8 protein-coding genes are annotated in these 7,378 nt (G+C 72.6%); 2 read left to right on the top strand and 6 right to left on the bottom strand.

All coding sequences use genetic code 11. The annotated features are described in order from the left end of the window. Nucleotides 1-51: 51 nt before the first annotated feature. Nucleotides 52-369, bottom strand: coding sequence for a hypothetical protein (locus AB0N14_RS33395; protein ID WP_366029448.1), 318 nt, complete (start codon nucleotides 367-369; stop codon nucleotides 52-54). Nucleotides 370-421: 52 nt separating this feature from the next. Here AB0N14_RS33395 and AB0N14_RS33400 point away from each other — a divergent pair, with 52 nt between their 5' ends. Then, nucleotides 422-769 carry an SCP2 sterol-binding domain-containing protein gene (locus AB0N14_RS33400; protein WP_366029449.1) on the top strand — a complete coding sequence of 116 codons (348 nt, stop codon included), beginning with the start codon at nucleotides 422-424 and terminating at the stop codon, nucleotides 767-769. Here AB0N14_RS33400 and AB0N14_RS33405 read toward each other — a convergent pair. The 4 genes from AB0N14_RS33405 to AB0N14_RS33420 are packed head-to-tail and all read right to left on the bottom strand — an operon-like array spanning nucleotide 753 to nucleotide 4,864. Continuing rightward, the gene (locus tag AB0N14_RS33405; protein WP_366029458.1) at nucleotides 753-1,631 is read right to left on the bottom strand and encodes an ABC transporter ATP-binding protein; all 879 of its coding nucleotides are present in this window, start codon (nucleotides 1,629-1,631) and stop codon (nucleotides 753-755) included. The two genes, AB0N14_RS33400 and AB0N14_RS33405, sit on opposite strands and share 17 nt — an antisense overlap. Before the next feature lie 37 nt (nucleotides 1,632-1,668). Next, on the bottom strand, nucleotides 1,669-2,706 hold the full coding sequence (locus AB0N14_RS33410) for an iron chelate uptake ABC transporter family permease subunit (RefSeq protein WP_366029450.1): 1,038 nt from the start codon (nucleotides 2,704-2,706) through the stop codon (nucleotides 1,669-1,671). Further along, the gene (locus AB0N14_RS33415) at nucleotides 2,703-3,746 is read right to left on the bottom strand and encodes an iron chelate uptake ABC transporter family permease subunit (protein WP_366029451.1); all 1,044 of its coding nucleotides are present in this window, start codon (nucleotides 3,744-3,746) and stop codon (nucleotides 2,703-2,705) included. Before AB0N14_RS33415 ends, AB0N14_RS33410 begins: the two co-directional genes overlap by 4 nt. 53 nt (nucleotides 3,747-3,799) lie before the next feature. After that, nucleotides 3,800-4,864 carry an HAD hydrolase-like protein gene (locus tag AB0N14_RS33420; RefSeq protein WP_366029452.1) on the bottom strand — a complete coding sequence of 355 codons (1,065 nt, stop codon included), beginning with the start codon at nucleotides 4,862-4,864 and terminating at the stop codon, nucleotides 3,800-3,802. Nucleotides 4,865-4,935: 71 nt separating this feature from the next. Between AB0N14_RS33420 and AB0N14_RS33425 the strand changes: the two genes are divergently transcribed. Beyond that, on the top strand, nucleotides 4,936-6,225 hold the full coding sequence (locus AB0N14_RS33425) for a DUF1015 domain-containing protein (protein ID WP_366029454.1): 1,290 nt from the start codon (nucleotides 4,936-4,938) through the stop codon (nucleotides 6,223-6,225). A 63-nt stretch (nucleotides 6,226-6,288) separates the two neighbouring features. Here the strand turns inward: AB0N14_RS33425 and AB0N14_RS33430 are convergent, their stop codons facing one another. Beyond that, nucleotides 6,289-7,017, bottom strand: a complete 729-nt coding sequence (locus AB0N14_RS33430; RefSeq protein WP_366029459.1) for a hypothetical protein — start codon at nucleotides 7,015-7,017, stop codon at nucleotides 6,289-6,291. Nucleotides 7,018-7,378: the final 361 nt, after the last annotated feature.

A 7,378-nucleotide genomic window follows, 5' to 3' on the forward strand; every position in this document is an offset into this window, starting at 1 on the left:
GGTTCAGCTCCTGTTCCCGTACGTCATTCAAAAGGTACGACCCGAAGGGTCTCATTGAGGGGTGGTGGTCGGGTGCCGGGTGGGAGCCGGAGGCCCCGGGCGGGCGTCGAGCGCGGTGAGCGCGTCGCGCAGCCCCCGATGCACATCCTCGTACACCTCGATGTGCCCGTCCGTGGCGAGGTGGTCGGCGTCGGCGAGACGCTCCAGGGCCGCGTCCACATCGGCGTTGCCGGTGGGCGTCCGGGGCACGTTCAGCGGGGCGGGCGCGGAGGGGTCGTCCTCCGGCTCGGACGTGGAGTCCGCCGGAGCGTCCGGCCCCGGTACCGCTGTTTCCGCCGGGGCCCCGGCCTCGGTCACAGAGTCACTCATGCCACGACGCTACCGCGAAGCGCTGACAGGCTCTGAGGTACCGTCGCTCACGATGGCGACGATTGAGGAGTGCCGCAGCGCACTCGAGAAGTTCTCGGACAACCTGGCGGGCGCCGAAGGGGACGCGCGGGAAGCCGCGGCCCTGGACCGCTCGCTGAGCTGTCATATCACCGACCTGGACGTCACCTTCGTCGGCCGCATCGAGGACGGCCGGATCGAGGTGCTGGACACGCTCCAGGGGCCACCGCGCGAGAAGGCCCAGATCAGACTCGCCATGAACGGGGACGACCTGGTGGCGATGGTCGACGGGGAACTGCACTTCGCCAAGGCGTGGGGCTCGGGTCGGGTCAAGCTGGAGGCGGGACTGAGGGACCTGTTCCGCCTCAGGAAGCTTCTTTAGCGACCGCGTCGGCCGCCTGTGCCCGTGCCCTGCGGGCCGCCGGGACCACCAGCGGCGTTCCCGTCTCCGGGTCGGGGATGACCAGGCAGCGCAGGCCGAAGACCTCCTCCACCAGCTCGGCCGTGACGATGTCGTTCGGGGCGCCCTCGGCGACGACCCTGCCGCCGCGCAGGGCGATGAGGTGGGTGGCGTACCGGGCGGCGTGGTTGAGGTCGTGCAGGACCGCGACCAGGGTGCGCCCCTGCTCCTCGTGCAGTTCGGCGCACAGGTCGAGCACGTCGATCTGGTGCTGGATGTCGAGGTAGGTGGTCGGCTCGTCGAGCAGCAGCAGCGGGGTCTGCTGGGCGAGCGCCATGGCGATCCACACGCGCTGCCGCTGGCCGCCGGAGAGCTCGTCGACGTAGCGGTCGGCCAGTTCCGCGACGCCGGTCCGTGCCATGGACTCCTTCACGACCCGCTCGTCCTCGCCGGACCACTGGCGCAGGAGTCCCTGGTGCGGGTACCGGCCGCGCCCGACCAGATCCGCGACGGTGATCCCGTCGGGTGCGATGGAGGACTGCGGGAGCAGGCCCAGGGTGCGCGCGACCTTCTTGGCGGGCATCGACTGGATGACCTGCCCGTCCAGCAGTACCCGCCCCTGTGCGGGCTTGAGCATCCGGGACAGGGCGCGCAGCAGCGTGGACTTGCCGCAGGCGTTCGGGCCGACGATGACGGTGAAGGAGTTGTCGGGGATCTCCACGGACAACCGCTCGGCGATCACGCGCTGGTCGTAGGCGAGGGTGACGTCGTCGGCGCAGAGGCGGTTCACAGTGCTCCTCGTGGTCCTGGTGTCGTTCGTGTCCGGTCCGCCCGCGGCCTTCATGTCCGGCCCTTCCGCCATGTCCGGCCCTTCCCCGGAGTCATATCCGGCCCGCCCTGCGCTCGGTGACCAGCAGCCACAGCAGATAGGCGCCGCCGAGGACTCCGGTCACCACGCCCACGGGTAGCTGGTCCGCCCCGAAGAGACGCTGCGAGGCCCAGTCGGCGACGATCAGCAGGGTGGCGCCCATGACCATGGAGGGCACCAGGTTCGGGCCGGGGAAGCGGCTGAGCCGGCGGGCGAGCTGCGGCGCGGTGAGCGCCACGAACCCGACCGGGCCCGCGGCGGCCGTGGCACCGGCGGTGAGCAGCACCGCGGACACCATCAGCACCAGCCGTACGCGCTCCACCCGTACCCCGAGGGCGCACGAGACGTCGTCGCCCATCTCCATCATCCGCAGCCCACGGGCGTTGCCGAGGACGAGCGGTACGAGGACGACGCAGAGGGCGAACAGCGGCCGGACCTGGTCCCGGTCGCGGCCGTTGAGCGAGCCCGTCATCCATACGACCGCGCGGGCCGCGTCGACCATGTCGGCCTTGGTGAGCAGAAACCCGTTGACCGCCGTCATGATCGCGGACACGCCGATGCCGACCAGGACGAGCCGGTAACCGTGCACGCCCTGCCTCCAGGCGAGCAGATGGATGGCGGCTCCGGTCACCAGGCCGCCGGCGAGCGCGCCCAGGGCGACCTGGGTGGCGCTGCCGGAGAACACCACGATCATCACCAGCGCCCCTGCCGTCGCACCCTGATTGAGGCCGAGCACGTCCGGGCTGCCCAGCGGATTGCGCGAGAGGGACTGGAACAGCGCGCCGCCGAGTCCGAGCGAGGCGCCGACCAGCAGGCCGACGAGCACACGCGGCAGCCGCAGCTCGGTGACGATGAACTCCTGACCCGGTTTGCCGTCGCCGGCCAGTGTTCTGAGGACGTCCCCGGCCGGGATCGGGAAGTCGCCGGTGCCGATCAGCAGCACGCTCCCGGTGAGCGCGACGAGCAGGAGCAGGACGACGACGGCGAGCGCCCGGACGTCCAGTCGGAAGGACAGCCCGCCGGGTGCCGTGAGGACACGCTGGGACTTCACAGTCGGGCCGTCCTCCGCCGCCGTACGAGAAGGATGAAGACCGGGCCGCCGAGCAGCGCGGTCACGATGCCGACCTGGAGTTCGGCGGGCCGGGCGACGACTCGGCCGACGACGTCGGCGCCGAGCAGCAGCACCGGCGACAGGACGGTCGCGTACGGCAGGATCCAGCGCAGGTCGGGGCCGGTGAAGGACCGTACGGCGTGCGGGACCATCAGCCCGACGAACACGATCGGCCCGCAGGCGGCGGTCGCGGCCCCGCACAGCACGGTGGCGGCGGCCATGGACAGGGCGCGGGTGCGGCCCAGGTGCGCGCCGAGTGCACGGGCGGTGTCGTCGCCCATCGCCACGGCGTTCAGCGGGCGGGCGAGAGCGAGCGCGAGCACCGTACCGGCCAGCAGGAACGGCAGGACCTGCCGGATGGTCGCGTCCGTCGCCGAGGCCAGGGAACCGACGGTCCAGAAGCGCATCTTGCCGAGCGCCGCGTCGTCCATGATCATCACGGCCTGGAGGTAGCCGTAGAGCGCGGCGCTGATCGCGGTGCCGGCGAGCGCCAGCCGCACCGGTGTGGCGCCCCGGCTGCCGCCGAGGAACCACACCAGGGCCCCGACAGCGGCCGCGCCGAGGAAGGCGAACCACACATAGCCGCTCAAGCTGGTGACACCGAAGTACGTGATGGCGGTGACGACCGCCGCGGACGCGCCCGCGTTGATGCCGAGCAGGCCGGGGTCGGCCAGCGGGTTGCGGGTGAGCGCCTGCAGGACGGCCCCGGCGAGACCGAGCGCGGCCCCGGCGAGCAGGCCGAGCACCGTGCGCGACAGCCGGTCGCCGACCACGACGTCGGCGTACGTCCCCGAGTCGTGGAACAGACCGTGCCAGACCTGCGCCGGCGAGAGGCCTTTCGCCCCGATCGCGATGCTCGCCAGCGCGACGAACGCCAGGATCACGACGGAGACGAGGAGCCCGAGGGACCGTATCGCCCGGCGGGTCGGGGGCGCGGGGGCGGTGTCCGCGCGCGGTTCGGGAGGGCTGTCGACCAACACCCGGTTAGGTTAGCCTACCCTCGCTTCGCGTCTCGACCGGTCGTCCCTTCCGCTCACAGCCCCAGCCGCGCCAGCGCCTTCCCCCCGTCCAGCCCGCACGAGCCCTCCCCGGCTGCCGCCCAGGCCGCCGCACACAGCGCCCGCAGCCCGTCCAGAGCCTCCCCGTCACCCTCCAGCTCCAACCTCCCCCAATCTCTCGACTTCGCTCGAGCAGGGGGGACCCCCCTCCCCGCCGTCGCCGTCCAGCCGCCGCAGCGGAACCCGTCGCCCGCCGCGACCACCTCCGGCTGTCCCGTCAGCAGCCCGCGCAGATCCGCGTCCACGTACGTCGGCCGGTGCTGCGGGGGCGCCGCCAGCAGCTGCGCCCCGTCCGTCACGCCCGTCAGGACCAGCAGCGAGTCGACCCCGCCGTTGAACGCGCCCTCGATGTCCGTGTCCAGCCGGTCCCCCACCACCAGCGGCCGCTCCGCGCCCGTGCGCAGGATCGTCTCGCGATGCATCGGCGGCAGCGGCTTGCCCGCCACCTGCGGCTCCGCACCGGTCGCGATCCGTATGACCTCGACGGCCGCCCCGTTCCCCGGCGCGATGCCGCGGGCGCTCGGGATCGTCAGATCCGTGTTCGACGCGAACCAGGGAACCCCGCGCGCGATGGCGTAACACGCCTCCGCGAACCGCCCCCACGGCAGCTCGGGCCCGCCATAGCCCTGCACCACGGCCACCGGGTCGTCGTCGGCCGACTCGACCGGCACGAGCCCCCGCTCCCGCAGCGCGACCCGCAGCCCCTCGCCACCGATCACCAGCACCCGCGCCCCGGCGGGCACCTGCTCACTGATCAGCCGGGCCACCGCCTGCGCCGACGTGATGACGTCCGAGGCACCCGTCGGTATCCCCAGCTCCGTCAGATGCTCGGCCACCACGTCCGGCGTACGCAGCGCGTTGTTCGTCACGTAGGCCAGATGCATCCCGCCCCGGCTCGCCGCGCCCAGCGACTCCACGGCGTGCGCGATCGCGCTCCCGCCCGCGTACACCACGCCGTCCAGGTCGAGCAGCGCCGTGTCGTACGCCTCGCTCAGGGGCGCATCACTGCCCTCGGGCCGCGTCCTGACGGTCTGGCTCATTACGCATCGCTCCTCATTCGTTCGCCTTCCCCGATCATCCCCCACGGCACTGACACACTTACGATGCATCAATGAACACTGCAGGTCGCGGGGACGTACCGGCGCACACGGGCCTTGACCTGGCCCCCTTCCGGGGCCTGCGCTACGACCCTGACCGCGTCGGCAGCCTCGCCGCGGTCACCTCACCGCCGTACGACGTCGTCGTGCGCCCGGACGGACTCCTCCATCTGGAGTCGGCGGACCCGCACAACATCGTGCGCCTCATACTGCCCCAGGCGGCCACTCCGGCGGCACGCACCAAGCAAGCGGCGGAGACCCTGCGCCGCTGGCTCGCCGAGGGCGTCCTGAGGACCGACACCGAGCCCGGCCTGTACGTCTACGAGCAGCGGGGCGGCGGGGTGCTCCAGCGCGGCCTCATAGGGGCGCTGCGCGTCTCGGAGCCCTCGGAGGGCGTGGTGCTGCCCCACGAGGACGTCATGCCGCACGTCATCGCGGACCGGATGGCCCTGATGCGCGCCACCTGCGCCAACCTCGAACCCCTGCTGCTCACCTACCGCGGCAACGGCTCCGAGACCGGCGCGACGGCCGTCGTCGAACGCACCGTCGAACGCCTGCCGCTGCTCGCCACCACCACGGAGGACGGTTTCAGCCACCGCCTGTGGTCGGTGACGGATCCTGACGCTCTGGCGGAGATCCGGGCGGACCTGGCCCAGCACCAGGCCCTGATCGCCGACGGCCACCACCGCTGGGCGACCTATGTGCGTCTACGCGCGGAGCACGCCTCCCCGAGCCCGTGGGACTACGGCCTGGTCCTGCTGGTGGACACCGCCCGCTACCCGCTGAAAGTCCGGGCGATCCACCGCCTCCTGCACCGGCTCCCGGTCGCCGAGGCGCTGTCCGCCCTGGAGGGCCTGTTCCGCGTACGCGACCTGCACCTGCCGTTGCCCGAGGCCCTGGAGGTACTGGCCGACGCCGTCTGCGCCGGCAACGCCTACCTCCTCGCCGGCGACGGCGCCTTCCACCTGGTCGACCAGCCGTCCCCGGACCTCCTGGCCCGTACTGTCCCGGCGGACCGCCCCCAGGCCTGGCGCACGCTGGACGCGACGGTCCTGCACGCCGCACTCCTGGAACACGTCTGGCGCATCCCCGAGGACTCGCCGCAACACATCGCCTACATCCACGACACGGCCGCCACGGTCGAGAAGGCCGAGCGCGACGGCGGCACGGCGGTCCTGATGCACCCGGTCCGCGAGGAGGTCGTCCGCGAACTGGCCCGCCAGGGCGTGACGATGCCGCGCAAGTCGACGTCGTTCGGCCCGAAGCCGGCGTCGGGGCTGGTGCTGCGGGCGTTGGAGCTCTGACATGGAGCAGGGCGGGACCCGCTGGGGTCCCGCCCTGTCTCGTCCCGGTACCGCCGACCGGCGTCAGTCGTTGTCGCCGTCGTCCTCGGCTGCGTCGGGCTCGCTCTCGCCCTCGTCCAGGGCGTCGACGAACTCCACCCCGTCCAGCTCGGCGAGCCGGTCGGAGGCGTCCGTGCTCCCGTCCCTGTCTGCCTCGACGGCCTTGGCGAACCACTCGCGTGCCTCGCCCTCCCGACCGGCGGCCAGCAGCGCGTCGGCGTACGCGTACCGCAGCCGCGCGGTCCACGGCTGGACGGAGTTGGACGCCAGCTCGGGGCTCTGCAGCGTCACGATCGCCGCGTCGAGCTGCCCCATGTCGCGGCGCGCACCGGCCGCCACCAGCCGCATCTCGACCTGACCGGCCTTGTCGAGCTTGTGCACCTCGGGCGCACCGGCCATGTCCAGCGCCTTCTCGGGCCGGCCGAGACCACGCTCGCAGTCCGCCATGACGGGCCACAGGTCGACGGTGCCCGTCATACGCCGGGCGGCCCGGAACTCGGCGAGCGCCTCACTGTACTTCTGGTTGGCGTAAGCGGCGAAGCCGGCCGCTTCACGCACGGCGGCGACGCGAGAGGCGAGGCGCAGCGCCACCTTCGAGTACGCGTACGCGCCCTCCGGGTCCTCGTCGATGAGCCGGGCGACCATTACCAGGTTCTTGGCGACGTCCTCGGCGAGCGTCTTGGGCAGGCTCTGCAGCTCCTGCCGTACGTCCTTGTCGATCTCCTCACCGGTGACGTCCTCGGGGATCGGCAGCCGCTTGATCGGCTCGCGGTCCCGGTCCCGCTCCTCGCGGAAACGGCCACCACCGCGTCGGTCGTCGCCACGCCGGTCGTCACGGCCACGGAACCCTCCGGGGCGACCGCCGCGGTCGTCGCGCCCGCGGAAGCCACCGGGACGCCCACCGCGATCGTCCCGCCCACGGAAACCACCGCGGTCGGAGCGGCTGTCATCACGGCGGTAGCCACGATCGTCGCGGCTGTCGTCACGGCGCGGACCGGACGGCCGGTCGTCACGGCGGTCGTCACGGCGCGGACCGGACGGCCGGTCGTCACGGCGGTCGTCACGGCGCGGACCGGACGGCCGGTCGTCACGGCGGTCGTCACGGCGCGGACCG

Source organism: Streptomyces sp. NPDC051104 (genome assembly GCF_040682835.1).
GTDB classification, from domain to species: Bacteria; Actinomycetota; Actinomycetes; order Streptomycetales; family Streptomycetaceae; genus Streptomyces; species Streptomyces cynarae.